Genomic DNA, 26,962 nt, shown 5'->3' with positions numbered 1-26,962 from the left:
CGAGGCGGCGTGCTCAGACGGAGGGGCGCCGCTGACGTCGCGCGCCGACGGCGGGCACCTCGAGCGTGGGGACGGCTCGCTTCATGAAGCGGTCGAAGTCGGGCACAGTGAAGGCCGCGTAGCCGTGCTCAGGGGTGTAGAGGAGGCCCATCTCGATGAGTTCCGCGCGAGTCGGTCCGAGTTGCGTCGAGGTCCGGCTCATCAGCAGGGCGACATCGCCGGCTTTCTGCGGCGCCGGCCCCAGCTCAGCCATCGCCCGCATGTAGGCGGTCTGCAGGGGCGTGGCGCGGTCGAGGCGGACGCGGAAGAACGAGCTGTCCAGCTTCGCCTCGTAGGCGTCCCTCGCCAACTCGACATCCTCTCTCCAGATCCGGCCGCTCTTCGCGATCGTCCATACCTGGTAACCGAGCTCCTGGATGAAGTACGGGTAGCCGCGCGTGATCTCGACGGCGAGGTCGACGGCGTCATCCGCGTACACCGCGCCCTCCGTGGCGGCCGGCTCGGTGAGGGCGGCTCTGGCATCCTCGTCGTCGAGCGAGTCGATACGGGGGAACTTGAAGAGCCGCTCGGCGTACGACTTCGCGTCTCCGACGAGTTCTGCGATCTGAGGGAGACCCGCGCCGACGAACGTGACCGGGAGGCTCCGCTGAACGGTCTTGTGGATCGCCTGGATGAGCGCCTCGAGCTGCGTCGAATCGAGGAACTGGACCTCGTCGATGAGCAGGACGATGCCCTCGCCCTGCTCGGCGGCTGCTTCTCCGACCGCCACCAGGACATCCGCGAGGTCCATGCCCAGATCGCCGTGATCGGCAAGGCCCTCTGCGGCGGGGACATCCCAGCCGAGTGACCAGGTTCCCTCGGAGTTGACGGAGACAGCGAACGAGCTGAGCACCTCGGCGGCTCGTCGTCCTGCTGCGGTCCACTTCGCACGCGGTGACAGGCGGAGCAACGCGGCCTTGAGCTGGGACGCGATGGTGTGGCGGAAGCGACCCTCGCCGTGCTTGACCGCCTCGAACTCGATGACCTCCCAGTGTTCTTCGAGTGCGATGGAGCGGAAGCTGTTCAGCAGGACGGTCTTTCCGACTCCCCGCAGCCCGGTCATGATCATCGACTGCTCCGTCCGCCCGCGGCGGAGTCGACCGAGCAGCGTTCGGAACGCCTCCGTCTGCTCGTCACGGCCGATGAGGATCTCTGGCCGCGCACCTGCGTTCGGCGTGTAGGGGTTGTCGATGGCGTCCACGTGTCGGACTTTACTGGAGTTAGGGTGCTTTATCCAGATCGGATAAAGCGTGGTAAAGACTGAAACAGGTGCTGCATCGGCGTGCAGTTCCTGGGGCTCGACATTCCGGAGTGGCTGATCGTCGCGGGGACGACGAACATGCTGTTCTCGAACGCGCTGATGATCGTGGTGTCGGGGATCGCGGCGTGGAAGCGCTACAACTGGCGGGTCGCGGCCTTCGCGGTGCTGAACCCCGTCTACTGGGTGCTGCACTCGATCTCGGCCTGGCGTGCGGCCTGGCAGATCGTCTTCAGCCCGCACAAGTGGGAGAAGACGCCCCACGGCCTGACCGTGGTCAGCGCTCGACCCCATCACGGACGCCTTGATGACCGTCACGATCACGCGCCGCAGGGGAGGGAACCGGCGCAATGCGATCGAAAGGGCCGGGTCATCGGGGTGTAACGGGGGCGCGCTCTACTGGGAGGGCGCCCGATCGACGGGTGTACCCGAGAGGATCGCCGCCATGACCGTCACCACTCGTCTCGACGCCTCCGACGCCCTGTTCACCGTGACCGGGGTGGTCGTCCCCGGCGATCGCCGCGGCCGCCTCCTCGGCTTCCCGACCGCGAACATCCCGCTCGCCGACTGCGGTCTGGCCGACGGCGTCTACGCGGGCATCGTCCGCGACAGCGCCGAGGACTCCGTGCACACCGCCGCGGTCTCGGTCGGGCGCCGCACGAGCTTCTACGGGCGCGACGGGCAGCGGCTGCTCGAGGCGCACCTCCTCGACTTCTCCGGCTCGCTCTACGGCCACGAGATCACGGTCGAGCTGTGCGCCAAGCTCCGGCCGCAACGCCGCTACCGGGACACCGAGGCGCTCGTCCAGCAGCTCGGGCGGGACATCGCGGCGACCCGGACCTGGGCGCGCGAGCAGGCGGCGGAGTCATCGCGTCGACGCGCCGCCGTCCGCCCCGGCCCCAAGCGGACCGCGGATCTCGAGCAGATCCGTCGGGATCGGGAGGCGCACCGGCTCGCGGCGATCGCCAGAACAGTCGTCGAGGTCGACCCGGCCGAGGTGACCCACGAGCTCGTCGCCGAGCGGAGCCGCATCCCGGCGGCCTATCTCCGCTGGGCCTACCCCAGCGTCGAGCAGCTGCTCGCCGTTGCGGAGTCGTTCGCGCCGGACCCCGCCCCTCGGAGCTGAGCGGGCCTGCGCGACCGGCTCAGGCGGCCGCTCGGATCGCGCGCGCCTCCGGACTCGCCGACCGCCGCGTCGAGAGCACGACGCCGGCGGCGACGTAGTAGCTGTGGCTGAACTCGCGAGCGCGGCCGTCCTCGCCCACGAGCAGGCGCTCCTTGAGGAGGAGGAGCGTCCCCGGTGCCACACCGAGCAGTCCGGCGGCGCGTTCACCGGCGCGGACGGCGTGGACGCTCGTCTCGATGCGGTCGAGCGATACCCCGTAGCTGTGGCGGAAGAGATCGTCGAAGTCCATCCGGGTCGGATCCGTGAGCGGGCGAGGGTGCTCGGCCGGCTCGGAGTAGCGGATGTAGATGACGAAGGGCCGTCCATCGCGGTGCGAGAGGAAGTGATCGACCGACACGGTGGGACTGCCCGTGCCCAGTCGTTCCCCGACGGTCGGCGGAGTCGGGATCGTCACGGCGAAGAGGCTCTCGGTGCGGTGGCGTCCGGCGTCCTCCGGGTACCATCCCATCGCGTTGTCGATGGTCAGCTCGGCGATGGGCGTCGTGACCACCGTGCCGTGTCGGCGGTCGCGGCGGATGAGGCCCTCGTCGACGAGCTGCGCGAGCGCGGTGCGCATGGTGTTGCGCGACGTGCCGAACTCTCGTGCGAGATCGTCCTCGACGAGCTGCTCGTCGACGCGGAAGAGCTTGCCGCGGAGGGCGGCGCGCAGCTCGGAGTGCGCATCCAGAACGGAGCGGCGGTGCACGCTCGCCCCCGGCTCCTCGACGGACGCCGACACCGCAGGCCCGCCGTGCTCGAAGCGGACCCGTGGGACGGCGGTCGGCGCGTGCGTCGACGCCCCGTCGAGGACCGTCGTCAGTGCCACCCGGGAGGCGAGGTAGTGGGTCACGCTGTACTCGCGCGGCACGCCGTCCTCTCCCCGGATCTGCCGGGACTTCACGAGCAGCGCCGTGCCCGGAGCCACCCCGAGCTGTGCCGCCGCACGCTCGTCGGCGCCCTTCGCCTCGACCCAGCAGTCGATCGAGCCGATCCGGCTGCCGTAGGTCTCGGCGAACAGGGCCTCGAAGCTGCCGTCGCGACCACCCGAGACCGAGGCGCGACCGGCGCCCGCCGCGAGGCAGAACCTGGCGTACAGGAGGCTCGGCTCGCCGTCGAGAAGATCGACCATCTCGGTGCAGTGCACCTGAGCGTCGTCGGTGTCGAGCATGGTCCGTGTGATCGGCGTGGAGGGGATCCAGCGGCTCTCGGTCGTCACCAGTTCGTGGTCGGCGTCCTCTGCTCTCGCCCAGGCGACCCCGTTGTCGATGCGGACGTCGGCAAGGCCGCAGAGGATGACCGTCCCGGCGCGCGGGGCTCGCGAGACGACGCCCTCGTCGACGAGGAGGCGGAGGGCAGCGCGCACCGCGTTCCGGCTGACCGAGTACTTGCGCACGAGCACCGACTCCTCGAGCCGGTCGGACGGCGCGATGGTGCCCGTCCGGAGTCCGGTGCGCAGGGCGCCGTGCACGCTCAGCACCGAGCGCATCCGCACGACCTTCTGCTCGGAGGCGCGTTCACGCGCCAGCCGGCGGAACTCCCGCTGCGCGGAGTCCTTCTGCGCGGAGCTCCCCTGCGCCGAATCGTTCTGCGCAGAATCGCTCTGCGCCGAGTCGTTCTGCGCCGAACCGTTCTGTGCCGAACCGTTCTGCGCCGAGTGATCTCGGACAGTGCCGCCGTGATGAGCCGAGTGGTCCATGTGATCTCCAGACGAATGACTGCGCGGTCGAGTCGAAGGGATTCGCGACGCTGGGATCCTTGGGCGACAAGGATCCTCTCCGCGCATTACACACACGTGCGCCTCGGCATTACATCGCTGTTACGCCACTGAGGGCGCGGTCCTGTGCCGGCCGCCTCCGACACCCGTTCGCCGGGGGGACGCGGCGCTGTCCGCCGCCTCCGCCCCCGCATCCGGGCGCCCGCCGCGCCGTCCACGACCGGCGATCAGCCCCGGATCCGGGCTGTCGGCGGGGCGCCGACCGGGCTGGATCCCGCGCGGGAGAGCGGTGCGAGCCCGTCGCGATCGACTGCGGTCCGGGCGCCGCCTCCGGCGTAATGACGATGTCACCGCCGCAGGGCGAAGCCGAAATACGCCGTCGATAGGTTCGGAATCGTCCCGAATCCCTCACTTCACCGGTGGTGTGCATGTCTTCTGATCCCTTCCATCTCGGCTGGTTCTATTCGAAAGGGTTCGGCCCGAAAGCCTGGAAGCACGACTGGGCGGGTTCCGCCGTCGCGCGGTTCACGAAGCCGGACAACGCCGTCGACCTGGCTCGCGCGATGGAGCGCGCCGGCTTCGACTACCTGATGCTCGAGGACTCCTCGAACGTCCCGTACACGTACCAGGGCTCGCACGACGCTTATCTGCGTCACTCGGTCGACACTCCCAAGCTCGATCCGATCGTGCTGGCGCCCTTCATCACGGCCGCCACGAGCAACCTCGGGGTCGTGGTGACCTGCTCGACGACCGAGTACCACCCGTTCATGCTGGCGCGGAAGATGAATGCCCTGGATCACGTGTCGGAGGGCCGGATCGGCTGGAACGTCGTCACCGGATCCAACGACGGCGGGGCGCAGAACTACGGGCGCGAGAAGCAGTACCCGCACGACGAGCGCTACGACATGGCGGACGAGTTCCTCACCGTCGCCCACGGGCTCTGGCGCTCGTGGGACGAGGACGCGCTGGTGCTCGATCTCGAGAACGGAGTCTTCGCCGACGGGTCGAAGGTGCACCCGATCCATCACGAGGGGACGTACTTCCGCTCGCGCGGACCGCTCTCCTCCCCTCGCTCCCCGCAGGGCTCACCGGTCATCTGCCAGGCGGGAGGCTCGGGCCGCGGGCGCACGTTCGCCGCGCAGTGGGCGGAGACGATCATCTGCGCCGCCCGAGGTGTCGACCAGATGAAGGCCTACCGCGAGGACGTGCGCGCGAAGGCGGCGCTCGCCGGCCGGGATCCCGACTCGATCAAGGTCCTGTTCCTGATCTCGCCCCTCATCGACGAGACGACGGAGGCGGCCCTCGAACGGCGGCAGGCGCGGTACGACTTCGCGGAGCGCGAGGTCGAGTTCGGTCTCGCCTCGCTCTCGCGCGGGACGGGGATCGACTTCGCGCAGTTCGATCTCGACGAGCCGCTCCCGCGCCTGATCTCCAACGGCCACCAGTCGAGCGCCGCGGCGATGGAGGGCAAGGTCCTCCGCGACGTCCTGCGCTACCAGCGGAGTCTCGAGTGCGTTCCCCTCTCTGGCACCGCGAAGGACGTTGCGGCCGAGATGGACGAGCTGATGCAGGAGGTCGGCGGCGACGGCTTCCTGCTGAACGAGAGCTACTTCTCGCGCCGGTACGTCACCGAGATCTGCGACGGCCTCGTGCCCGAGCTGCAGAAGCGCGGACTCACCCGAACGGCCTACGAGCACAGCACGCTCCGCGAGAACCTGATGGCGTTCTGATGCGCCGGCCGGACTCCTCCTCCCTCCCCCGCAGAGAAAGCAGCACCGCATGACGGCCTCCCCGTTCCACCTCGGCTGGTTCTACTCGAAGGGATTCGGGCCGAAGGCGTGGAAGCACGCCTGGGCCGGCTCGGCGGTCTCCCGCTTCGCGCGGCCCGACTTCGCGGTCGACCACGCGCGGGCGATGGAGCGGGCCGGGTTCGACTACTTCATGATCGAGGACTCCTCGAACGTGCCGTACACCTACCAGGGCTCCCACGACGCCTACCTGCGGCACTCGGTGGACACCCCGAAGCTCGACCCGTCGATCCTCGCTCCGTTCCTCATCGAGGCGACCGAGAACCTCGGCATCGTCGTCACCTGCTCGACGACCGAGTACCACCCCTTCATGCTCGCGCGGATGATGAACACGTTCGACCACGTGTCGGACGGGCGCATCGGCTGGAACGTGGTGACGGGGTCGAACGACGGCGGCGCGCAGAACTACGGCCGCGACAAGCAGTACCCCCACGACGAGCGCTACGACATGGCCGACGAGTTCATGCAGGTGGCGCACGGCCTCTGGGCGGGCTGGGAGGAGGACGCGCTGGTCCTCGACCTCGAGAACGGCGTGTTCGCCGACGGGTCGAAGGTGCACCCGCTGGACTTCGAGGGGAAGTACTTCCGCTCGCGCGGCCCGCTCTCCTCGCCGCGATCGCCCCAGGGCTCGCCCGTCATCTGCCAGGCGGGCGGCTCCGCACGCGGCCGCCGCTTCGCCTCGGAGTGGGCGGAGACGATCATCGTCTCGGCCGGCACCCCGGAGAAGATGAAGGCCTACCGCGACGACGTGCGGGCGGGCGCCCTCGCCGCAGGGCGCGATCCCGACCGCACCAAGCTCATGTTCCTGGTCTCTCCCGTCATCGACGAGACCGAGGAGCGGGCGCTGGAGCGCTACACGCGGCTCTCGGTCCTCGACGCGGACGAGGTCGAGTACCAGCTCGCCTCGCTGTCGCGGCAGTCGGGGATCGACTTCGCGCAGTTCGATCTCGACGAGCCGCTTCCCTCGACGCTGGTCTCGAACGGGCACCAGTCGATGGTCGCCCAGTGGGAGGGCCGGGTCCTCCGCGAGGTGATCACGGGCAACCCGTTGAGCGCGGGGGCGCGCGGCTACGTCGGGACTCCGGACAGCGTCGCCGGCTATATGGACGAGGTGATGCAGGAGGTGGGCGGCGACGGGTTCCTGATCGCGAACAGCTACTTCTCGCGGCGCTACTCGCTCGAGATCTGCGACGGACTGGTCCCGGAGCTGCAGCGCCGCGGACTCACGCGGAAGCAGTACGAGTTCGACACCTTCCGCGACAACCTCATGGCCTACTGATGCGCCCGACAGACCGGAAGGACCGGACATGATCGTCACCGCCCTGCTCTCGCTCGACCCCGGCACCACCCTCGACCCCGGAACCGCACTGGCCGAGACGGTCGAAGCCGCCGCGGCCCTGGAGCGCGCCGGCGTCGCCGCTGTCGCGGTCCTCGACGCGGCCGGCTCCGGAGGCGTCGCGCCGTTCGAGTCGACGACCCTCGCCGCTCATCTCGCGATGACGACCTCGACGATCGGGATCATCGCCGCGAACTCCGCGCTCTACGGATTCCCGTACCACGCCGCGCGACGGCTGGCGACGCTCGACCACCTGGCGCAGGGCCGCTCCGGCTGGCTGCTGAGGACGGTGACCGGCCCCGCCGAAGCGTCGGCCTACGACTGGCGCTCGAGGATCGGCCCCGCCGACGAGCTGCACCGAGCCACCGAGTACGCAGAGATCGCCCTCGAGCTCTGGGACAGCTGGGAGGACGGCTCCCAGTGGCCGGACGCCGTCACCGGCGACTTCAAGGACGACGCGCGGATCCACCCGATCGACTACCGCTCCACGTCGTTCCGCGTCGCCGGCCCGCTCGACGTGCCGCCCTCGCCCGCGCGCCGTCCGGTGCTGTTCGGCAGCATCGGGAGCGAGGACGAGGCAGCCCGCCTCGCCCCGGTGCTCGACGTCGGGATCGTGGTCGCCCGCGACCGATCGGAGGCGGAGCGCCTCGTCGCCGCGACGCGCGGTGTCCCGCTGGTCCTGCTCGCGATCGCGGCGAGCGCAGGGGGGGACGGGCTCACCGTCGGCCCCGCCGGATCCATCGGTGTGCTCGTCGACGAGCTCGGCGTCGATGGGGTCTGCCTGAGCGGGCCGCTGTCGGCGGCCGGCGGGATCGCGAGCCTGGCCCAGCGGCTGGGAGCCGCGCGCGACGGCGGGCCGACGCTCGCCGACGCACTGGGGATCACCGATCGGATGAGCTACGGAGGGCGAGCGGCGTGAGGAAGACGATGCATCTCAGCGTGAATCTGAGCGAGTACGGGAGGCACTCCGGAGCCTGGCGCCATCCCGAGAGCGACCTCACGGGGATCCCGAACACCGCCGCCTACGTGCACACGGTGCAGGCGGCCGAGCGCGGTCTGTTCGATCAGGCGTTCATCGCCGACACCCCGGTGCACAACTGGGGTCGATCGAGCTCGACGAGCACCCGCCTGGACCCGCTCGAGCTCGCCTCGGCGCTCGCCGCCTGCACGTCCAGCATCGCGATCATCGCGACGCTCTCGACGAGCTACAACGAGCCCTTCGACGTCGCCCGGCGAGCCGCGTCCACCGCGTCGATCATGGGCGGGCGCCTCGGGATCAACTACGTCGCCTCCTCCGGTGACGCGACCGCGCGCAACTTCGGCCGCGCCGCGCAGCTGCCGCACGACGAGCGCTACGAGCGGTCGAACGAGTTCATCGAGGTCGTGACGAAGCTCTGGGCGGCGGCGGCGACTCCGGAGCTGGCCGCCGAGCGGATCCGGCACCACGGCAAGCACTTCGATGTCGACGCGGCGCTCGACGTCGCGCAGCCGCCGGCCGGCCGACCCGTGATCGTCCAGGCCGGCTCCTCCTCGGAAGGGCGCGACCTGGCTGCGCGATGGGCGGACGCCATCTACGCGGGCGGCTCGACCCTCGAGCGCGCCCAGGAGTACTACGACGACATCAAACGGCGCGCGGCCGCCTACGGTCGGGACCCCGACAGCGTGAAGGTGCTGCTCGGCATCGCACCGTTCCTCGGCGAGACCGAGGCGGAGGCGCGGGCGCTGCAGACGGCGCTCGACGACAACCACGCCGAGGGGGCCGACGTGATCGCCCACCTCTCGGGTCTGCTCGAGCACGATCTCACGGTCTACGACCCCGACGGCCCCCTGCCGTTCGACCTGCTGCCGACGGTCAGGACCGCGAGCATCAGCCAGGCGAGCCTGTTCACGCGGATGGCCCGGGAGGAGGGCCTGACGATCGCGGAGGTCGCCTACCGCTCGTACGTCGGGGGTCTCGCCAACATGCAGTTCGTCGCGACCGGCACCGCGGTGCAGGTCGCGGACACGATGGAGACCTGGTTCCGCGCGGGTGCCTGCGACGGCTACTCGCTCGTCGCTCCGATCCTGCCCCGGACCATCGACGACTTCGTCGACTCCGTCGTCCCGATCCTGCAGGAGCGCGGACTCTTCCGCACCGCCTACGAGGGATCGACCATCCTGAGCCACTTCGGCCTGGACAGCATCGACCCCCGCGCGGCCGACCCGCGCATCGACCGGACCGGAGCCCTGCCGACCGGGGCACAGCAGACCGAAGAGAGGGTCGCCTGATGACCGCACCGTTCCACCTCGCGTGGTTCACCTCGTTCACCGCCCCCGCGTGGCGCTCCGACTGGGGCGGCGACACCGGCACCGAGTGGATGTCCGGCGAGTACTACGTCTCGATGGCGAAGCAGCTCGAGCGCGCCGGCTTCGACTTCATGATGTTCGAGGACTCGACCATGGTCTCGGAGGCGGGTGGCGGCTCGGCACTGATGGACCTCAAGCACAGCCTGCACTCGCCCAAGCTCGATCCGTTCCCGCTGCTCCCGGTGCTGGCGCGCGCGACGAAGCACATCGGCTTCGTCGCGACGGGGTCGACGTCGTTCTACTCGCCGTTCATCCTCGCCCGGGTGATGGCCACGATGGACCATCTGACCGGCGGTCGCGTCGGCTGGAACATCGTCACCTCCTCCGAGGACATCGCGGCGCAGAACTACGGCATGGCGACGCTGCCGCCTCACGACGAGCGCTACGACCGCGCCGAGGAGTTCGTCGAGATCGTGACGAAGCTCTGGGACTCCTGGGAACCGGGCGCGATCGTCCAGGACCGCACGACCGGCTTCTACGCGGACCATACCAAGGTGCACCCGATCCACTACGAGGGCAGGTACCACTCCTCGCGCGGACCCCTCAACATGCCGGCGGGACCGCAGGGCCGACCGGTGCTGTGCCAGGCGGGCGGATCGCCGAAGGGCCGGGACTTCGCGGCCCGGAACGCGAACGTGATCGTCGCCAGCAACCCGAACGTCGCCAAGATGAAGGCCTATCGAGCCGACGTCCGGGAGCGGGCGGAACGGGCCGGCCGCAACCCCGACGACGTCAAGGTCCTCTTCCACGCGGCTCCGGTGCTGGGCGAGACCGAGGCCGAGGCGCGGATGGTGTGGGAGCGGACCTACGGCATGGGTGATCCCCTCCAGGTGGAGCAGACGCTCGCGATGATCTCCGCGGTCACCGAGATCGACTTCTTCCAGTTCGACCTGGACGCCCCGATGCCGCAGGACCTCACGACGAACGGCCACCAGTCGATCCTCGAGGACTTCATGAAGCGCAACGAGGGGAAGACCCTCCGGGAGGCGCTGCCCGAGCGCGCCCAGCTCGGGCCGCAGATGGTCGGGACGATCGCCCAGGTGGCGGATCGGATGGAGGAGATCGTGGACGAGGTCGGAGGCGACGGCTTCCTCATCCGTGCCGAGACCGGCCTCACGCACACGCGTCGCTACATCGATGAGATCGCCTCCGGCCTCGCCCCGGAGCTGCGTCGTCGCGGGCTGATCCGCAGCTCCTACGACGGAGAGCACTTCAAGGACAACCTGCTCGCCTACTGAGCACGACGGAGGCCGCCGCAGCACCCCCGAGGGCGCCGCGGCGGCCTTCGTCGTCGGAGCATCGGAGCCACCGACGCTCCGATGCCGAGCGCTGGTCGGTCCCGATGCGGCGAACACCGAGCCATCCCGCGCGGGAACGACCCGCTGACCTGGGATTCCTCAATCGGGGGCATGGCGTAATCGCCTCTTCACCCCTTGCGACCGGCGATGAAACACGGGCTGCCTACCGTGGAGACCACCACCGGAACCGATCGAGCACCACCCTCCCGCAGCAGCGGAGTCACAAGGAGCGAACGAGATGTCAGCGAAACCCTTCCACCTCGCCTGGTTCGGCGCCGGCGGGTTCGGCGTGAAGTCGTGGAACCGGACCTGGTCGGGTCGCGGAGGAGTCGACTGGGCGAGCCCGCAGCTGTGGGTCGACACCGCGCAGGCGCTCGAGCGCGCACGGTTCGACTACATCATCATCGAGGACTCCAACTACGTCCCCGACGCCTACGGCGGCGACTCGAAGGCCTACCTCTCGAGCGCCACGGCGACTCCCAAGATGGACCCCTCGGTGCTCGCGCCGATCATGTCGCACCTGACGAGCCACATCGGAGTGGTGCCGACCCTGTCGATCACCGAGTACCACCCGTACATGCTCGCCCGCAAGATCAACACCCTCGATCACATGTCCCAGGGGCGGACGGGCTGGAACGTGGTGACCTCGTCCAGCCACCGCGGCGCGCAGAACTACGGGAAGGACCTGCTCGAGGAGCACGACCTCCGCTACGACATGGCCGACGAGTTCTTCGATCTCGCCTGCCAGCTGTGGGAGTCGTGGGACGAGGACGCCGTGGTCGTCGACGAGGAGAACGGGGTCTGGGCCGACTTCGAGAAGGTGCACACCCTCGACTTCGAGGGGAAGTTCTACCGCTCCCGCGGCCCGCTGAACGCTCCGCGCTCACCCCAGGGCCGCCCAGTCTTCACGCAGGCCGGAGGATCCCCCCGCGGCAAGAGGTTCGCCGCCCGCACGGCGAACTCGGTCATCTCCGGGGTCGAAGGCGGCCCGGAGGCGATGAAGACGTTCCGCGAGGACATCCGGCGAGAAGCGGTCGTCGCGGGCCGCAACCCCGACGACGTGAAGGTGCTGTTCATGGTCTCGCCGGTCCTCGGCGAGACGGATGCGGAGGCCCACGAGAAGTCGGCTCGGCAGAAGGCGTTCGCCCAGGCCCACCCCGAGCTCGGTCTTCTGCACCTCTCGCGGCACTCGGGCATCGACTTCGCGCAGTTCCCCATCGACGAGCCGATCCCGGCCACGGCGACGACGAACGGCCACCAGCAGATGCTCGCGCAGGCGATCGGCAAGACGCCCCGGGAGTTCCTGACCAAGGGGACCGGCTCCCTCGAACTGGTCGGCACTCCGGCCACCGTCGCGGCTCAGATGGACGAGGTGATGCAGGAGGTCGGCGGAGACGGCTTCCTGATCGCCAACTTCGACCTGAACCGCCGCTACGTCAGCGAGATCGCCGACGGGCTGGTGCCGGCGCTGCAGCGCCGCGGTCTGACCCGGACCGAGTACTCGTTCGACACCTTCCGCGACAACCTGCTCGAGTTCTAGAGACGATGCGAGGACAGCTTGTGAGCACCGATCCCCTTCTCACGATCACGGACGCCGAGGTCAGCTACGGCAGCGGCGCCGACCGGCACATCGCCGTGCACGACGCGGCGTTCACCCTCGAGCGCGGCGAGCACGTCGCCATCGTGGGCGAGTCCGGCTCGGGCAAGACGACCCTGGCCCTGGCCGTCGCCGGCCTGCTGACCGATGCGTCGGTCCAGCGCCGGTTCGGGACCTTCCGCTTCGACGGCGAGGACGTGGTCCGCGGAGCCCTGCGCACCGTGCCCCACCGGACGCCGGGGATGTCGATGGTGTTCCAGGACGCGATGACCTCGCTCGACCCGGTCGCCACGGTAGGCAGCCAGTTCACGGACGTGCTCCGCGGCGTCGGCCGGCTCGGCCGACGGGCCGCGAGAGAGCGCGCCGCCGAGTGGCTGCGTCGCGTCGGCCTCTCGGACACCGAGCGCATCCTGAAGCTGCGCCCCTACGAACTCTCCGGAGGCATGCGCCAGCGGGTGATGATCGCGCTGGCGATCTGCAGTGAGCCGCGGCTGCTGATAGCGGACGAGCCGACGTCGGCGCTCGACGCCTCCGTCAGCCGCGACGTGATGGACCTGCTCGCCGACATGACGCAGCGGACCGGTGCGAGCCTCCTGATCGTCAGCCACGACATCGAGCTCTGCCGGATGTACGTGGACCGGGTGATCGTGATGTACCACGGGCGGATCGTCGACATCTGCCGGGCCGACCGCATCGAGGAGGACGCGACCCACCCCTACACCCGCGCGCTGACGGCCTGCGTGCCCACCCTCCAGACGGCGCGCATGCACCGCCTGCCCACCCTCGCCGACCAGGGCCGGATCGACCTCGACGAAGCAGTGTCGGCGTGAACGCGGTCCGTGAGCTCGTCTCGCTGCGGGCGGAGGGAGTCACCAAGAGCTTCGGACGGGGAGCGAGCCGGCACGTCGCGGTGAAGCCCGTCGATCTCGAGATCAACTCGCGGACCTCGCTCGGGATCGTCGGCGAGTCGGGGTCCGGGAAGTCCACGCTGTCGCGCCTGCTCGTCGGCCTCGAGAAGCCGACCGCCGGCGACGTGACCCTGAACGGCCGGTCGCTGCAGCTGCTGCAGCGGACGGCGGCCGGGACACTCGAACTGCGCAGGAGCGTCCAGTACGTCGCTCAGGACACGTTCTCGTCGTTCGATCCGCGGCGCACCCTCCGCGATGCGGTGGCGACCCCGCTCCGAGTCCTCCGCGGCGTCACAGGCGACGCCGCGGAGTCCGAGATCCTCGAGGTGCTCGAGCTGCTCCGTCTCGACCCGGCGCATCTCGGGCGCTATCCGAGCCAGCTCTCGGGCGGTCAGCGCCAGCGGTTCTCGCTCGCGCGGTCCCTGGTCGTGCGCCCGCGGGTGCTCCTGTGCGACGAGGTCGTCTCGGCCCTGGACGTCTCGGTCCAGGGCGCCGTGCTGAACATGATCCGCGACTACTGCGAGACCTATCAGGTCGGGCTCGGCTTCGTGTCGCACGGCCTGCCCGCCACCGCCTTCGTCGCCGACTCGCTCCTCGTCATGCGCGACGGAGCGGTCGTCGAGCACGGCCCGACCGATCAGGTGCTCGACAGCCCCGCGCATCCCTACACGGTCTCCCTCCTCGACGCGTACACCCGCGCTCCACGTCACCTCGTTCCGGTCGAACCCATCCAGGCGGAGTTGACGGCCTGATGGCGGCACTGCGCTCTCCGTGGGCGGTCCTCGTCGTCACCACGCTCGGAAGCATGCTGATGTTCGTCAACGCGACGTCGATCAACGTCGCGCTGCCGGCGATCTCGGGCGACCTGGGCGTGACCGCGGCGACCGCCGACTGGTTCCTGCTGGCGTACATGCTCGCGCTGTCGATGACCGTGCTCGTCTTCTCGCGGCTGTCGGACATGGTCGGCCGGCGTCGGCTCTACCTCGCGGGACTCGTCCTGATGATCGCGGCCAGCCTGATCGCCTCCGTCGTCGTCGATCCGATCACCCTGATCGTCCTGCGCGCTCTGCAGGGGGTGGCCGCGGCGTCGATCATCCCGAACGCGAACGCGATCATCTCGGACACGTTCCCGCCCACGATGCTGACTCTCGGCTTGAGCATCAACATCATGGCCGCCTCCGCCGCCTCGATCGTGGGACCCGTCCTGGGTGGCGTGCTCCTCGAATCGATGGGCTGGCGCTCGCTGTTCCTGGTGAACGTGCCGTTCGGTGTCCTCGCCCTGATCCTCGGGATGCTCATCCTCCCGAAGGACCACCGGTCGCGCTCCGCCGGCGATCGCTTCGACGTCGTGGGCGCCGTCCTCGTCGCGGCGGCCCTCGCGGCGCTCCTGCTCGGCGTGAACCGGGTGTCGGTCTGGGGCCTCGACGACCCGCGCGTGCTGACCCTCTTCGCCCTCGCGCTGGTCCTCGGGATGATCTTCGCGGTGGTGGAGCGGCGCACGACGGTCGCCCTGATCGACACGTCGATCCTGATCGAGCGGGCCAGAGCGCTCGCGCTGACGAGCGCCTTCCTGATGGCGTTCCCGCAGTCCGCCGTCCTCGTGCTGGTCGTGCTGCACCAGCAGCTCGTGCTCGGAGTCTCGAGCGTGCAGGCCGGTCTGATCGCGGCCGTGACCGCGGCGGCTCTCGTGGTCACGTCGCCGATGGCCGGTGTCCTGGCCAGGAGGTTCTCGTCGCGGACCGTGTCCTCGACCGGCTGCGCGCTCTCGGCGGTCGGCTACGGGCTCACCGCCGCCTCGTTCGGCCAGGCATCGAGCGGCCTGCTGATCGCCGGCCTGCTGCTGGTGGGTGCCGGCAACGGCGTCTTCACCGCCCCCAACACCGCCGCGATCATGACAGGGCTGCCCGTGTCGCGGCGGGGCATCGCGAACGGCGTGCGCTCCCTCCTCTTCAACGGGGCTCAGACGACGGGCACCGCCGTCGCGCTGGTGCTCGTCACCGCCGGCCTCGCCGCGGTGGGCATCGACGGCTACGACACAGTCGTCTCGAATCGGGCGGCCGTCGCTTCGGCCTTCGTCGCCGCCGGGCTGCTCCTCGCCGCGTTCGGGATCGCCGCGACCGTCGCGTCGATCTCCCGCGGAGGGTCCTGGCTCGCTCTTGCCCGGCCCGTCGGCCCTCCGACCACCGCTGTCCAGCGGGAGACCACCCCGACACCCGCTCTGAGAGGAGAAGGCCTGTGACCACGTTCCTGAACCGCAACCGCTGGTGGATCACCCGCGCCCTGGTGCTCCCGCTCCACATCGCGGTCTTCGCGACCGTCGCGTTCTTCCTCGTCCGGCTCGTGCCCGGCGACCCCGTGCTCGCGCGGATGGACACGAGTGCCGGCTTCACCACCGAGGACTACGACGCGGCCGCCGAGTCGATGGGTCTCGGCGGGTCGCTCTGGGACCAGCTCGTCGCGTTCTGGCGGCAGCTCCTGGGCCTCGACCTCGGGACCTCGCCCATCACGGGACGCCCGGTCTGGACAGAGATCATGACGCGGCTCCCGTCGACGATCGAGCTCGTCGCCCTGGGGCTGCTCGGTGCCGTCGCTCTGGCGCTCACGCTCGCGCTCGTGACGATGCTGACGAGCAACCGGCAGCTGCACGCGGCGCTGCGCTTCTACGGACGTCTGGCGGGATCGGTGCCGGACTTCGCGGTCGCCATCCTCGGCCTCGTGCTCTTCTACACATTCCTGCGCATCGTCCCGGCGCCCATCGGCCGGGTCGATCCAGGAGCCACGCTGCCCGTCGTCACCGGCTTCCCTCTGATCGACACGGTGATCAGCGGCGACTGGGTCGGCTTCGCGTCGCTCTGGGCCCACTACGCGCTGCCGTTGGCCGTGATCGTCCTGGTGCACACGCCCAGCCTGTGGAAGCAGCTGAATCTGGGAGTCGAGGAGCAGGTGTCGGCCCCGTCGACGCTGTTCAAGATCGCCTCCGGGGCGACGCGCTCCTCCATCTACCGCAGCATCCTGCGACGCGCGAGCGCCTCCTCCGTCGTGATGCTGGGGGCGATGTTCGGCGGTCTCATCGGCGGTGTCGTCGTGATCGAGCAGCTCTTCGGATTCGGCGGAGTCGGCACGTTCGCGATCACCTCCGTCGAGACTCTCGACTTCCTCGGCCTGCAGGGCTTCCTGGTCGTGATCGCCGCCCTGTGCCTGGTCGTCTTCTTCCTCGTCGACATCGCCAACATGCTCCTCGATCCGCGCCGGCGACCCGGCGCACGAGTGGACGGATGACACCATGACCACCCTCACCCGCCTGCGGCTCCCGCAGCCGCGCCTCCGCTCCGAGGTCACTCGGAGGCGCGCACCCGTCTGGATCGGCGCCGTCCCGTTCGGGATCCTGGTGCTCATCACGCTCTTCGCCCGGGTCATCGTGCCGTTCGACCCCGAGCGGGTGGCGGGCCCGTCGAACCTCGCGCCGGACGCGACCCACCTCTTCGGCACGGACGCGACCGGCATGGACGTCTTCTCGCGGACGATCGCGGCCACGCAGATCAATCTGCTGATGGCGTTCCTGGTCACGATCTTCGCCACGGTCCTCGGTCTGGTCATCGGTCTGATCGTCGGGATGAACGAGGCGACGACAGGAGTGATGGGGGTCGCCGGCCGCGGGGTCAATCGCTTCATCGACCTGACAGACGCTGTCCCTCCGCTGATCGTCGGCGTCGTCGTGGTCGGCCTGTTCGGCCCATCGGTCCTCAGCCTCAGCATCGCGCTCTCGCTGATCCTGCTCCCGAACCAGGTGCGGCTCACCCGGGCGGAGGTGCTGAAGGTGCGCAGCGACGCCTACGTGGACGCCGCCGTGATGGCAGGGCTGCGGCCGTGGCGGATCATGCTCCGGCACGTGCTGCCGAACTCGGCCCGCCCCGCGATCGAGAACAGCTCGACCATCTTCGGCATCTCGATCATCGTCTCGGCGTCACTCGGCTTCCTCGGCGTGGGTCTCAATCCGCCGACACCGGAGTGGGGAGTGATGATCTCGAGCGGAGTCTCGGACGTCATGCTCGGCGGCTGGTGGACCACCCTGTTCCCCGCTCTCGCGCTCTGCATCGCCGTGGCCTCGGCCTCGGGCGTGACCGGAGCACTGACCCGGCTGACCCGGGGCCCCGCCGCAGCTCGCTGACTGCCCGCACCACTGTCCCCCTGCACTCGGGGTCCGACGCCGTCGGACCCTCGTCCAGCTGTGCCCGAATCAGAGGAATCACCGTGAATCCCACCCCGAACTCCCGCCTCGCCCCGCCCTCCAGCACCTCCTTCTCCGCACGCGGCGCCGGCATCCTCTCTGCTGCCATCGGTCGTCGCGCCGTGCTCGCCGGAGGCGTCTCCGGTCTGGCCGCCCTCGCTCTCGCCGCCTGCACGGGCTCGTCGACTGCGGCGCCGCAGGCGTCGGGCGCCTCGAAGACCGAGCTCGTCGTCGCGGTCCCCGCGCTCGCCCCGACCCTCGACGGAGTGGTCGGCGGAGGCGGTCTGACGCTGGAGTCGTTCGAGATGAACGCGAACCTCCAGGCCGGTCTCGTCCGGAACCCCTACATCGACGGCGAGACGGAGGGCACCGTCGTGCAGGACTTCAACGAGTACGTCGGCTACCTCGCGGAGTCGTACGAGGTCTCGGACGACGGGCTGGTCTACACCTTCCGGTTGCGTCCCGACGTGGTGTCGCCCCTGGGCAACCCGCTGACGGCCGATGACGTGCTCTACTCCTTCGAGCGCAAGTGGAACGTCGGGACGTACTCCAAGAGCGTCTGGCTGGCCGGCTTCGCAGGGCCGGAGGCGCTCGCGAAGGTCGACGACGCGACGGTGACCTTCACCCTCACCAGCGCAGGGTTCGGTCTGACCTTCCTGGGCCTGCTGGCGAACCTGCAGGGCCACATCTACGACTCCGTCGCCCTCCTCGCGAACACGACGGCCGAGGACCCCTACGCGGTCACCTGGGCGAAGACCAACGGAGGCTGGGGTCACGGGCCCTATCACGTCACGTCGCAGACCCCCGATCAGGAGATGGTCCTCACCGCGAACAGCGGCTACGCCTACGGCGAGCCCTCGATCGCCAAGGTGACCCTCCGGGTCGTCGGCGATGCGGGGACGCGGGCGACCCTCGTGTCGACGGGCGACGTCGACATGGCGGAGGGCTGCCGCCCGACCGATCAGAGCCGCCTGGCGAACGCCCAGGGAGTCGTCGTGCCGTCGGCCGAGAACCCGATCGAGTACGTCGACCTCACCCTTGTGACGAACAAGGCCCCCTTCGATGACGAGCGCGTCCGCCAGGCGATGGCCTACGCGGTCCCGTACGCGGAGATCATGGAGCAGATCTACTCGGGCCGGGCGACGACGACGATCGGCAACATCAACCCGTCCACGAAGAACTACTCGGTCGACTCGCTGCCCACCTACGAGTACGACCCCGAGAAGGCGCTCGCGCTGCTGGAGGAGGCGGGAGTCGACCGGGTCGCGTACACGCTGTCGGTCTCGACTGCGACGACCGACCTCATCGACGCCAGCGTGCTGATCCAGTCCTACGCGAAGGACGCCGGCTTCGACATCGAGATCAACCAGATGCCCGCTGCCGACTTCGGGACCACGAGGGCGCAGGCGACGGGTCAGGCGATCATCTACCGCAACCGCTGCCAGGTCCAGACGCCCACCTACTCCTGCACCATCTTCTTCAAGCCCGACAACGACGCCTCGAACCCGTCGCGCTGGGAGGACGCGTCGGCTGCGACCTTCTGGACCCACGTCGACGCCGCGCAGGCACTGCCGGACCCGTTGAGCGAGGAGGCGGGCGAGCTCTGGATCCAGGCGCAGACGGTGCTCATCGAGTCGGCGCCCGAGATCTTCGTCTGCTCGATCCAGCCCTCGCAGGTCTTCCGCACCAGCGTGACGGGCTTCGCCTACCGCTCCGAGAACGCGATCGACTTCGGGAACATCTCGGCGACCGAGTGAGCAGAGGGGACCGGCCGTGCACCGGTCCCCTCCTCTCCTCCGCGCCGTCTCCACCCCCGTTCCGCTGAAGGAGTTGAACCACCACGTCCTCACCACGTGCGGTCGAGCCGGCGATGATGCGCTCGGCCTACTCGGTCCTGGCGGTCACCAGCCTCGGACTGATGCTCATCCTGATCAACGCCACCTCTGTCACCGTGGCGCTGCCGGCGCTCTCGGACGACTTCGGAGCGCCGGCCGCCCTCGCCGACTGGTTCCTGCTCGCGTTCCTGCTGGCCAACACGGCGTCGATCCTCGTCTTCGGGCGGATCTCGGACATGATCGGCCGCAAGCGCATCTATCTGTGGGGCATGGCCGCCTTCATGGTGCTGAGCGGGCTCGCCGTGATCGCTCCCGACGCCGGCACCTTCATCGCCGTGCGCGCACTGCAGGGTGTCTCCGCTGCGACGATCGTCGCGAACACCTCCGCCCTGGTGGCCGACGCCTTCCCTGCGAAGCGGCTGGCCTACGGTCTCAGCCTCAACCTCACGGCCGCGGCGGTCGCGAACACGATCGGCCCCGCGGTCGGAGGCGTGCTGGTCTCGACCTTCGGCTGGCAGTCGGTGTTCCTCGTGAACGTGCCCTTCGGAGTCGCCGCGCTCGCTCTCGGCATCCGCTTCCTACCGTCGACCCGGTCGGGCGCGGCCGGTGAGCGCTTCGACTACGCGGGAGCGGTCCTGTCGGCGGCGGGCCTGGCCGCCGTGCTGTACGGGGTGAACCGCGTGTCCGCCTCGGGGCCCGGCGACCCCTGGGTCTGGGCGTGCCTGGCCCTCGGAGCCGTGCTGATCACGCTCTTCGTCCTGGTGGAGCGGCGCGTCCGGCATCCGCTGGTCGACGTCGCCCTGGTGAACGATCGCAAGAGGGCCCTGGCCTACGGGGCCGCGTTCTTCAACTCCTTCGCGCGGGCCGGCGTGACCCTGCTGGTCGTCCTCCACCAGCAGATCGTCGGCGGTCGGTCCGCCGCCGAAGCCGGGGTCGTGATCATGGTGATGGCCCTCGCGATGGTCCTGGCGACGCCGCTGGCCGGCCGGCTCTCGGGGGTGCTCACCGTGCGCACGCTCGCGGCGGTCGGCGGCGGGCTGCTGGTGCTCGGGCTCGCCGGGCTCGCCTTCTTCTCCCGCGGGGCGGACGTGCTCACCGTGAGCCTGTGGCTGGTGCTCGTCGGCGTCGGGATCGGCGTCTTCACCACGCCGAACACCGCCGCGATCATGCACGGAGTGCAGCCGGCGCGGCGCACCGTGGCGAACGCGGTGCGGTCGATGCTCTACAACAGCGCGGCGACCCTGGGCACGAGCGTCTCGCTCCTCGTGATCACCGCCTCCGGGATCGACAGCTACGCCGAGCCCGACGCGAGCCCGGCCGCGGAGGCGGGGTTCACCCTGGCCATGCTGGTGCTGGCAGCCGGCGCGCTGCTCGCGCTCGTCTGCGCACTGGCGCGCGGTGGACCGTGGAGGAGGAGCGCGCTGCCGCAGACGGGGTCGATCGCGGTCGTCCCGCGTGTCGACCGCCGCGAGGACGAGGCCGCGGCATGAGCGCGACAGTGCTCGAGTCGCCGGTCGTGCCCAGCGCGGGGGTGCGCGCGGCCGTCCTGACGACGACGTCCGTCTCGGGCTTCATGGTCTTCGGCTCCGCCGGAGCGCTGAGCGTCGCCATCCCCTCGATGAGCGCGACGCTCGCGGGCGGCGCCGACTCGGCGGCCTGGATGATCCTCGCGTTCCTGCTCGGCAACTCGGCGGCGATCCTGGTCTTCGCCAAGCTGTCCGACCTGCTCGGTCGACGCTGGTTCTACCTCGGCGGGGTGATCGCGTTCCTCGTCGGGTCGCTCGTGTGCTGCCTCGCGAGCTCGGACGGCGTGCTGATCGCGGCGCGAGCGGTGCAGGGTCTCGCCGCCGCGAGTGCGGTCGCGAACTCCACCGCCGTCCTCAGCGACGTGATCCCGCTCGCGCAGCTCCCCCTCGTACTCGGCCTCAACGTCACGATCGGCGGCCTGTCGACTCTGGCGGGCCCCCTCCTGGGCGGGCTGCTGCTCGAGCACTTCGACTGGCGAGCGGTCTTCGTGGCGACCCTGCCCCTCGCCGCCGTGGCGATCGGCTTCGGCTGGCGCGCCCTGGCGCACGTGCATGCGCCTCCGATCCGCCGATTCCGCTTCGACCTCGCGGGTGCCCTGCTCTCGCTCGCGGGGATCGGCGGCGTGCTCCTCGCGGGGGAGCGGCTCTCGGCCGAGCCGACCGCGCCGGCGAGCTGGCTCCTCCTCGGCGGTGCGCTCCTCGTCGTGGTCGTCTTCGCGTACTCGCAGTCGCGACTGGCACGCGGCGGTGCGCGGGAGCCGCTGCTGGATCCCGCGGTGATCGTCGGGCCGCGGGCGCTGGTGTACCTCGCGAGCCTGTGCATCTCGTTCGCTTTCGGCTCCGTCGTCGTTCTCGTCGCCCTGTACCTCCAGGCGATCCGCGGAGCGAGTGCGCTCGAGGCCGGCGCGATGGCCGTGCCGATGGGCGCGGCCATGATGATCGGAGCACCCGGCGCCGGCTGGGCCGGTCGCTGGGTGTCGGCGCGGGCGCTCACCATCGGCGGAGGCGTCCTCGTCGCCGTCGGGCTCGGCTGGCTGGCGGTGGACTTCGCCGTCGGAGCGGAGCCCGCGTGGATCGTGCCGGCGCTGATCCCCGTCGGCCTCGGGGAGGGGATCGTGATGGCGGCGCTCACCCGGCGGGTGATGCAGGGCGTCGCGGCCGACCGGCGAGCGGTCGCCAACGGCTTCCGCTCCGTCCTGCACAACGGCTCGCTGATGCTGAGCACCGCCGCGGTGTTCGGAGTCGTCACCGCCTTCTCGGGCAGCGGGGCGCTCGCGGGGCGGGCCGTCGGCGATCCGACCGGCTTCGTGGTGGCCGCCGCCGTGCTCGGGCTGTCGTCGGTCGCGGGGGCGGTCGCCGCGGTGCTCTGGCGGGACGGCTGACCTGCAGCGACCAGGAGGTCCGCCGCTGGTGACGGGACCGGGACATCGAGAGAAGGAGACGCTGATGCAGTACGTGATCCCGCCGCCCGCACGGACGACCGTGGCCCTCGCGGAGTCGAGCGAGCTGTGGCCCGTCCGACGCGTGTTCTGCGTGGGGCGGAACTACGCCGAGCACACCCGCGAGATGGGCGGGGACCCCGAGCGCGAGGCTCCGTTCTTCTTCATGAAGCCCGCCGACGCGGTCGTCGAGGCCGGCGGCGACATCCCGTACCCGCCGCTGACCGGAGACCTGCACCACGAGATCGAGCTGGTCGTGGCCATCGGCACCGCGGCCGTCGACGTCTCGGTGACGGAGGCGGCCCGCACCGTCTTCGGCTACGCGGTGGGCATCGACCTCACTCGGCGCGATCTGCAGGCCGAGGCGAAGAAGCACGGGCGCCCGTGGGAGTGGGGAAAGGCCTTCGACCGATCCGCTCCCGTCGGCGCGATCCGCCGTCGGGACGACGTGCTCGAGGCGGGCGGCATCTGGCTGGACGTCAACGGCGAGCGTCGCCAGACCGGCGACCTCGGCGACATGATCTGGTCGATCCCCGAGATCGTCTCGGCGCTCTCGAGGTCCGTCGCCCTCCGCCCGGGCGATCTCGTGTTCACGGGGACGCCGGCGGGCGTCGGGCCGATTCAGCGCGGCGACCGCCTCGAGGCGGGAGTCGACGGCGTGGGGGAGATCTCCCTCCGCATCGTCTGAGCGGCGGTCCTCGCCTGGGCGCAGGCGACGGCACGGCCGGAGGTGAGAGCGACGTTGCGGGCGACCGACTCGACGGAGGCGAGCGACGCCCCGCTCTGCTTCAGCGTGCGAGGGTCGCTCTCCTCGAGGGGCTCGAGGCCGGCGCGGGCTCGGGGGACCTCTCCCACACTCAGGGCTGGGCCGTCGTGTGCTCGGTCCCGCCGTCGCTGCGGGCGGTGCGGGGGAGGGCGGTCCAGTAGTCGTCCTGGTCCTCGTCGAAGGGTGTGGGAAGGCCGAGGAATGCGCGGAGCGCGGCACGCAGGCGGGTGCGGCGGAGGCGCGGCTGCGGGCTCACGCTCTGGTTCCGATGGTCGGCTCGACGCGGGTGCGTCCCCGGCGGAACCAGGCGGCGAGGGCCGGGGTGCGGCAGTAGTGCTGGAAGTCCCGGTCGAGCGCTCCCGCGTCGGGATAGCCGCTCGAGTGCGCGATCTCCTCGAGCGCGCCGAGGCGGTGCGGGGCGGCGGACATCAGGAGGGTCGCGAGCTCGATGCGCTGCAGGGCGAGGTGCTCGTCGAGGGGGAGCCGGTAGAACCGGCGGAAGCGGGCGCGCAGCAGGAGCGGCGGGACGCGGAGCTCGCGGGCGAGGGCCGGGATGGTGAAGCGGGGGTCGAGGTAGCGCTCGTTGACGAGTGCGGCGGCGGCGATCGCCTGAGCGTCGAGTCGACGCTGCCGGCGTCTGCGCGCGCGTGCGTCGATCGAGGGGAGGTTCTGAAGGGCGGGGAGGGTGAGTGCCATGGTGATGAGACGGACCCGAGAGCCCGAAGTGACGTCCTCGGCACGAATCACTCACCGCTTGGCGCGCCACCCCCGGCAGACCGGGCGGCTCGGCGTGGGCGGAGGGCTCGCCCCAGCAGGTCACGCGAGTGCCGCCCGTGCGGACGGCGTCGGTCGGAGTGAGCTCAGCGACTCCCGGTCGGGACGTAGCGCCTCGCGATCGCGCCGTTCCCGAGCTCCGAGGTGCCGAGAGCGGGCGCACGGCGTCGCCCAGGCCACGTTGATCCAGTACCGGAGGGTGCGAATGCCCGCACGGTACGACGTGTGGGCGGAAGGGCCCGACGCGGCGGAGGCGTAACGGGCTTCTTGTTATAGATCGGGCCGATGTATAACAACAGCAAGCGTTCCGGACGCGGCTCTCGTCGTTCGGTCTGCGGGCTCAGCGACAGACCGCGCCGCGTCGAAGCACGTTCTCTACGGATCGGATGAATCGCACTGAAGCTTGAAAGAGAGAGGGCCCGCACCCTTCGAGCGGGCAGCAGGCCTCCGGTCAGATGTTGAGCCTGTTGAAGATCGGGGCCGGCAGCAGCTTGATCACGGTCATGATCACGCGCCACTTCACCGGCGCGTAGGCGACGGCGTTCCCGGAGGACATCGCCGACGCCACGTCCTTCGCGACCGACTCGACCGGGGCGAGCGACGCTCCGCTCTGCTTCATCGACGCGGTCATCGGAGTGTCGGTCGGGCCCGGCTTGATCAGCACGACCGAGAGCCGCGAGCCGGCGAGGCGGTGCTGCAGGCCCTGCGCGAAGCGCTCGACGAGGCCCTTCGCCGAGCCGTAGACGTAGTTGGTCTTGCGGCCGCGGTCGCCGGCGACGGAGCCGATCACGCCGATGGTGCCGGAGGTCAGCGCGTTCGCGTACGCCTCCATCCACAGGGCCACCGAGACGCCGGTGACCACGAGGACGTCGCGGGCGACGGCGAGGTCGGCCGACGCCTCCTCCTGGGTCGTCATCGCGCCGTGCGCGATCAGCACGGTGTCGGGGGCGCCGCCCTCGAGGGACGACTCGACGACGGAGGAGATCGCGGCCGGGTCGGTCAGGTCGACGGCGGACACCGAGAGGGCGGCCGCCGGGAAGCGCACGCGCAGGTCGGTGGCGAGCTTCTCGAGGCGGGCGGCGTCGCGCCCGACCAGCAGCGCCGAGCGCGCGCCGGTGCCGAGCCAGAGGCGCAGCGTCTGCTCGGCGATGGCCGAGGTCGCTCCGACGACGACGATCTTCGAAGGGGTTCCAGTGGTCACGTCAGCTCCCGAGCACTCGGCGCGAGAAGCCGGAGGAGATCCCCGGGTCGCGCTGAGCGGTGAATTCCGCGAGGCGCGGGTACCCGGCCTCGAACATCTCGCGCGACATCCGCGCGTCCTTGGCGGCGTACAGCCGGCCGCCGACCGCCGTCACCAGCTCGTCGAGCCGCGCGAACAGCGGCAGGGCGGCGGGCGTGTTGGGGAAGTCGAGCGCGAAGCACACGCCCGGCGCGGGGAAGCTCAGCATCCCCGGCGACTCGAGCGCCCCGAACGTCTTCAGCACGCCGAGGAAGGAGCCGGTGCCGGACGCCGCGATCAGCGCGAGCATCTCGCGGGTGACCTCGAGCGCCCCCTCCCACGGCACGGTGCTCTGGTACTGGTAGAAGCCGCGCGGGCCGTACATGGTGTTCCAGCCCTCGATCGCGTCGAGCGGGTAGTAGAACTGCTCGTAGTGCTGCACCGAGCGGCCGGCGCCCGTGGCCTTGAGGCGGTAGTAGGCGCGGTTCAGCAGGGGCAGTGTCGCGCGGTTCACGACCGACAGCGGGAAGGCGAACGGCACCCGCAGCGAGCCGGCACGGGAGGACGGCAGTTCGGGAGCCGCGGTCGTGTCGCCGCGCGAGTAGACCCCGCGGCGGCCGCCTCCGGTGGTCACGTCGATCCAGGCCACCGTGTGCTCGAACGAGTCCATCGACTCGTGCACGAGGTCGAGGTACGACTCGAGCGTCTGGAAGGGGACGTCCTCGGTCACCAGCCACGGGCCCGGCACGCGCTTGAGCCGCAGCTCGACCTCGACGACGAGGCCGGTGAGCCCCAGCCCGCCGATGGTCGCCTCGAAGAGCTCGACGTTCTCGGTCGGGCTGCAGCGCGACGACGAGCCGTCGCTCCGGAGCAGCGTGAACGACACGACGTGCCGCCCGATCGTGCCGGCCGAGGCGTGGTTCTTGCCGTGCACGTCGTTCGCGATCGCGCCCGCCAGGGTGACGTTCTTGGTGCCGGGAGTCACCGGCAGCATCCAGCCCCGCGGCGAGAACACCGCCTGCACGTCCTTGAGCAGCACGCCCGGCTCGGCCCGGAGCACGCCGGTCTCGTCGTCGAACGACAGCAGGCGGTCGAAGCCGCTGAAGTCCCAGATCACGCCGCCGCCGTTGAGGGCGACGTCGCCGTAGCTGCGACCGACGCCGTGCGCGATGCCCCCGTCGCCATGCGACAGGGCGTCCTGCGCCTGCTCGGCGCTCGTGATGGCGACGACGCGGTGCTGGTCGCGCGAGAGCAGGCCCCAGGAGGAGACGGCTGCAGTCATGCTGGCTCCTCACGAGGGCCCTGGAAGGTGACGTTCTTGTCGAGGTGGTACTTGGCGACGTAGCCGATGGCCAGACCGATCACGGCACCGGTGTAGCGGGCGACGTCGGTGCCGAAGAGGTGGAGGAAGCCGAACTCGAAGCCCCAGAAGATCAGCGTCGTCACGCCGCTCATCACGCCGTAGAGGAAGAAGGTCTTCACGCCGTGCGCCGCGTTCATCGTCTCGTGCCGGAAGATGTAGCGCTTGTCGAGGACGTACTTGGCGACCACCCCCGTCAGGGTGCCCGCGAGGACGGCGACGATCGTCGCCCAGTCGCCCGTCATCACCAGCTCGACGAGCATCTGGGTGCCGAGATTCACCGCGGTCGCCAGCGCGGCGAAGGCCACGTAGAGCACGGTGGTCCGCATGCGCCTTCTCTCCGTGC

The 26,962-nt window shown here is 70.3% G+C and carries 24 protein-coding genes; 17 read left to right on the top strand and 7 right to left on the bottom strand.

Translation table 11 applies throughout. From position 1 onward, the window contains the following. Positions 1-13 precede the first annotated feature (13 nt). Complete coding sequence (locus GRS92_RS10400; RefSeq protein ID WP_159855962.1) at positions 14-1,240, bottom strand: ATP-binding protein; 1,227 nt, start codon at positions 1,238-1,240, stop codon at positions 14-16. Positions 1,241-1,321: 81 nt separating this feature from the next. Here GRS92_RS10400 and GRS92_RS10395 point away from each other — a divergent pair, with 81 nt between their 5' ends. Beyond that, positions 1,322-1,681, top strand: a complete 360-nt coding sequence (locus tag GRS92_RS10395) for a hypothetical protein (RefSeq protein ID WP_204162022.1) — start codon at positions 1,322-1,324, stop codon at positions 1,679-1,681. Positions 1,682-1,742: 61 nt separating this feature from the next. Next, positions 1,743-2,423 carry a riboflavin kinase gene (locus tag GRS92_RS10390; protein ID WP_159855960.1) on the top strand — a complete coding sequence of 227 codons (681 nt, stop codon included), beginning with the start codon at positions 1,743-1,745 and terminating at the stop codon, positions 2,421-2,423. A 19-nt stretch (positions 2,424-2,442) separates the two neighbouring features. Here the strand turns inward: GRS92_RS10390 and GRS92_RS10385 are convergent, their stop codons facing one another. Continuing rightward, a complete protein-coding gene (locus GRS92_RS10385; RefSeq protein ID WP_159855958.1) occupies positions 2,443-3,948 on the bottom strand; it encodes a GntR family transcriptional regulator in 1,506 nt (501 codons plus the stop codon). Between the two features lie 656 nt (positions 3,949-4,604). On the opposite strand from GRS92_RS10385, the gene GRS92_RS10380 reads away from it, so the two are divergent. The 15 genes from GRS92_RS10380 (at position 4,605) to GRS92_RS10310 (ending at position 23,185) form a co-directional block, all read left to right on the top strand. Then, positions 4,605-5,906, top strand: coding sequence for an NtaA/DmoA family FMN-dependent monooxygenase (locus GRS92_RS10380; protein ID WP_159855956.1), 1,302 nt, complete (start codon positions 4,605-4,607; stop codon positions 5,904-5,906). Between the two features lie 49 nt (positions 5,907-5,955). After that, positions 5,956-7,263, top strand: coding sequence for an NtaA/DmoA family FMN-dependent monooxygenase (locus GRS92_RS10375; RefSeq protein ID WP_159855954.1), 1,308 nt, complete (start codon positions 5,956-5,958; stop codon positions 7,261-7,263). Positions 7,264-7,291: 28 nt separating this feature from the next. Beyond that, a complete protein-coding gene (locus GRS92_RS10370) occupies positions 7,292-8,239 on the top strand; it encodes an LLM class flavin-dependent oxidoreductase (RefSeq protein WP_159855952.1) in 948 nt (315 codons plus the stop codon). A gap of 8 nt (positions 8,240-8,247) precedes the next feature. Continuing rightward, positions 8,248-9,588 (top strand): NtaA/DmoA family FMN-dependent monooxygenase, encoded by a 1,341-nt coding sequence (locus GRS92_RS10365; protein ID WP_159855950.1) that lies wholly within the window; start codon positions 8,248-8,250, stop codon positions 9,586-9,588. Continuing rightward, positions 9,588-10,904, top strand: a complete 1,317-nt coding sequence (locus GRS92_RS10360; RefSeq protein WP_159855948.1) for an NtaA/DmoA family FMN-dependent monooxygenase — start codon at positions 9,588-9,590, stop codon at positions 10,902-10,904. The genes GRS92_RS10365 and GRS92_RS10360 overlap by 1 nt, the downstream gene beginning before the upstream one ends. A gap of 298 nt (positions 10,905-11,202) precedes the next feature. Continuing rightward, entirely contained in the window at positions 11,203-12,504 is a 1,302-nt protein-coding gene (locus GRS92_RS10355) for an NtaA/DmoA family FMN-dependent monooxygenase (protein WP_159855946.1), read from the top strand. Between the two features lie 20 nt (positions 12,505-12,524). Continuing rightward, complete coding sequence (locus GRS92_RS10350) at positions 12,525-13,391, top strand: ABC transporter ATP-binding protein (RefSeq protein ID WP_159855944.1); 867 nt, start codon at positions 12,525-12,527, stop codon at positions 13,389-13,391. Beyond that, complete coding sequence (locus GRS92_RS10345) at positions 13,388-14,221, top strand: ABC transporter ATP-binding protein (protein ID WP_204162383.1); 834 nt, start codon at positions 13,388-13,390, stop codon at positions 14,219-14,221. Before GRS92_RS10350 ends, GRS92_RS10345 begins: the two co-directional genes overlap by 4 nt. After that, positions 14,221-15,708: an MFS transporter gene (locus GRS92_RS10340; RefSeq protein ID WP_159855942.1), complete on the top strand. Its 1,488-nt coding sequence runs from the start codon at positions 14,221-14,223 to the stop codon at positions 15,706-15,708. The genes GRS92_RS10345 and GRS92_RS10340 overlap by 1 nt, the downstream gene beginning before the upstream one ends. Beyond that, positions 15,705-16,748 (top strand): ABC transporter permease, encoded by a 1,044-nt coding sequence (locus GRS92_RS10335; RefSeq protein WP_159855940.1) that lies wholly within the window; start codon positions 15,705-15,707, stop codon positions 16,746-16,748. Before GRS92_RS10340 ends, GRS92_RS10335 begins: the two co-directional genes overlap by 4 nt. A 4-nt stretch (positions 16,749-16,752) precedes the next feature. Continuing rightward, positions 16,753-17,637, top strand: coding sequence for an ABC transporter permease (locus GRS92_RS10330; RefSeq protein WP_159855938.1), 885 nt, complete (start codon positions 16,753-16,755; stop codon positions 17,635-17,637). An 83-nt stretch (positions 17,638-17,720) separates the two neighbouring features. After that, positions 17,721-19,454 carry an ABC transporter substrate-binding protein gene (locus GRS92_RS10325; protein ID WP_159855936.1) on the top strand — a complete coding sequence of 578 codons (1,734 nt, stop codon included), beginning with the start codon at positions 17,721-17,723 and terminating at the stop codon, positions 19,452-19,454. Positions 19,455-19,567: 113 nt separating this feature from the next. After that, positions 19,568-21,022, top strand: a complete 1,455-nt coding sequence (locus tag GRS92_RS10320) for an MFS transporter (protein WP_159855934.1) — start codon at positions 19,568-19,570, stop codon at positions 21,020-21,022. Further along, the gene (locus tag GRS92_RS10315) at positions 21,019-22,440 is read left to right on the top strand and encodes an MFS transporter (RefSeq protein WP_159855932.1); all 1,422 of its coding nucleotides are present in this window, start codon (positions 21,019-21,021) and stop codon (positions 22,438-22,440) included. Before GRS92_RS10320 ends, GRS92_RS10315 begins: the two co-directional genes overlap by 4 nt. Positions 22,441-22,504: 64 nt before the next feature. Then, positions 22,505-23,185 (top strand): fumarylacetoacetate hydrolase family protein, encoded by a 681-nt coding sequence (locus GRS92_RS10310; protein WP_159855930.1) that lies wholly within the window; start codon positions 22,505-22,507, stop codon positions 23,183-23,185. Between the two features lie 169 nt (positions 23,186-23,354). On the opposite strand, the gene GRS92_RS10305 is transcribed toward GRS92_RS10310, so the two are convergent. From GRS92_RS10305 to GRS92_RS10285, 5 genes are all read right to left on the bottom strand, one after another. After that, entirely contained in the window at positions 23,355-23,519 is a 165-nt protein-coding gene (locus GRS92_RS10305; RefSeq protein WP_159855928.1) for a hypothetical protein, read from the bottom strand. Then, positions 23,516-23,959, bottom strand: a complete 444-nt coding sequence (locus GRS92_RS10300; RefSeq protein WP_159855926.1) for a hypothetical protein — start codon at positions 23,957-23,959, stop codon at positions 23,516-23,518. The genes GRS92_RS10305 and GRS92_RS10300 overlap by 4 nt, the downstream gene beginning before the upstream one ends. A 529-nt stretch (positions 23,960-24,488) precedes the next feature. After that, entirely contained in the window at positions 24,489-25,238 is a 750-nt protein-coding gene (locus GRS92_RS10295) for an SDR family NAD(P)-dependent oxidoreductase (protein WP_159855924.1), read from the bottom strand. Between the two features lies 1 nt (position 25,239). Continuing rightward, positions 25,240-26,538 (bottom strand): FAD-binding oxidoreductase, encoded by a 1,299-nt coding sequence (locus tag GRS92_RS10290; RefSeq protein ID WP_159855922.1) that lies wholly within the window; start codon positions 26,536-26,538, stop codon positions 25,240-25,242. Further along, positions 26,535-26,945, bottom strand: a complete 411-nt coding sequence (locus tag GRS92_RS10285; protein ID WP_159855920.1) for a GtrA family protein — start codon at positions 26,943-26,945, stop codon at positions 26,535-26,537. Before GRS92_RS10285 ends, GRS92_RS10290 begins: the two co-directional genes overlap by 4 nt. Positions 26,946-26,962: the final 17 nt, after the last annotated feature.

The sequence above is a fragment of the Rathayibacter sp. VKM Ac-2754 genome (genome assembly GCF_009807095.1).
Classification (GTDB): domain Bacteria; phylum Actinomycetota; class Actinomycetes; order Actinomycetales; family Microbacteriaceae; genus Rathayibacter.
This window is presented reverse-complemented; position numbering and strand designations above follow the sequence as displayed.